The organism is Patiriisocius marinistellae (assembly GCF_009014635.1).
Classification (GTDB): Bacteria; Bacteroidota; Bacteroidia; order Flavobacteriales; family Flavobacteriaceae; genus Patiriisocius; species Patiriisocius marinistellae.
Window position 1 is genome coordinate 1 of the sequence record NZ_BKCF01000028.1, and the last position, 1,204, is coordinate 1,204.

The 1,204-nt window shown below is 28.1% G+C and carries 1 protein-coding gene; it reads left to right on the plus strand.

Features of this window, described 5'->3' with window-relative positions; genetic code table 11:
• Window positions 1-434 precede the first annotated feature (434 nt).
• The gene (locus GB234_RS14985; protein WP_151895386.1) at window positions 435-953 is read left to right on the plus strand and encodes a hypothetical protein; all 519 of its coding nucleotides are present in this window, start codon (window positions 435-437) and stop codon (window positions 951-953) included.
• Window positions 954-1,204 lie beyond the last annotated feature (251 nt).

Consider the following 1,204-nt stretch of genomic DNA (forward strand, 5'->3'; position numbering starts at 1 on the left):
GCCAAATTTTTAAATTTGACGACTTTCCAATAAAAAAGATAATAAGAAAAATTTAAAAATTCAGCTCGTGCTTCATCCGAAATTAATTGTTTAATTTACACGCTACGAGCCATATACAAGACCGTTGTGGTTAATGTAAAAAACGCGAACTAAGAAAATGATTTTATTATTTATTTTAGCAATCACTGTAATACAATTGACTTGTTATTATCTGACTTATAGATTTAAAATCAAGGTTCCGAATTTTGTTATTCTGATATTAGTTCTAATTGGATATTATTTTATTTTTCCGCAATTTTTCTATCCAGAACCTAGAACAGACGGAATTAATTGTGGAATGCCAATTCTCGGAATTACACTCGGATTCTGGATTTTCGGAACAATCTCTGCCTTAAGTTCGCATATAATATGGGCAATCATAAAAAAAAGAAAGAATGCATTGGAAAAGATGTGATTATAGAATAGAAAGTTTGAGATTAACAATTGAAGGTCTTGAAAAATCTATAGTTGAATTAGAGAAAAAACTTAAAGAGATAGAATGGTATGACGGGATTTGGTTTTTAGAAGAAGTTGAACCTATAATTGGATTATCATTTATTGCTCTTCAAAATTATATAAATAGTAGCATTTATGACAGATTTGAAACGTTAAACAACCAATATGAAAAATACAAAATTGGAAAGTTAGTAAATGACGCAAAAAGAACTGAAATAGAATTAATAATAGGAATTGCAAACTATTTTAAACATAGAGATGACGAAAATGATTTAAGAAAAGGAACTTCATCTATTTTATTAGATTGTGGTTTAAAAATAAATAAAGAAATTGATATTACAGAATCACCAATTATCAAAGGATTAGAATTATTAACGGAAAAATGGGACTTGTCGGACTTAATAATTATTATAGACAAGTGGAGAGAAAACTTGTGGATTGAAATAAAGAAACACTAACCACAACACCGTGTATATTTTATTGCTAGGTTCTAGCCTGCTTACGAAAATCCTCGCGGATTTTCTATTCGGTATTTATTTGCTAACTTAGTAACTTAAACACGCAACAAAGCATACACAAACACGTTGTAAAACATTATGATAAAAATAAGGAACAAGCATTTTGAAATACTCTAAAACTCAACAAAAAAGGTTCAATTTATATTATCAAGAAAAATATAAAAAATTCTATTACAAGTTTCTGGTTCATC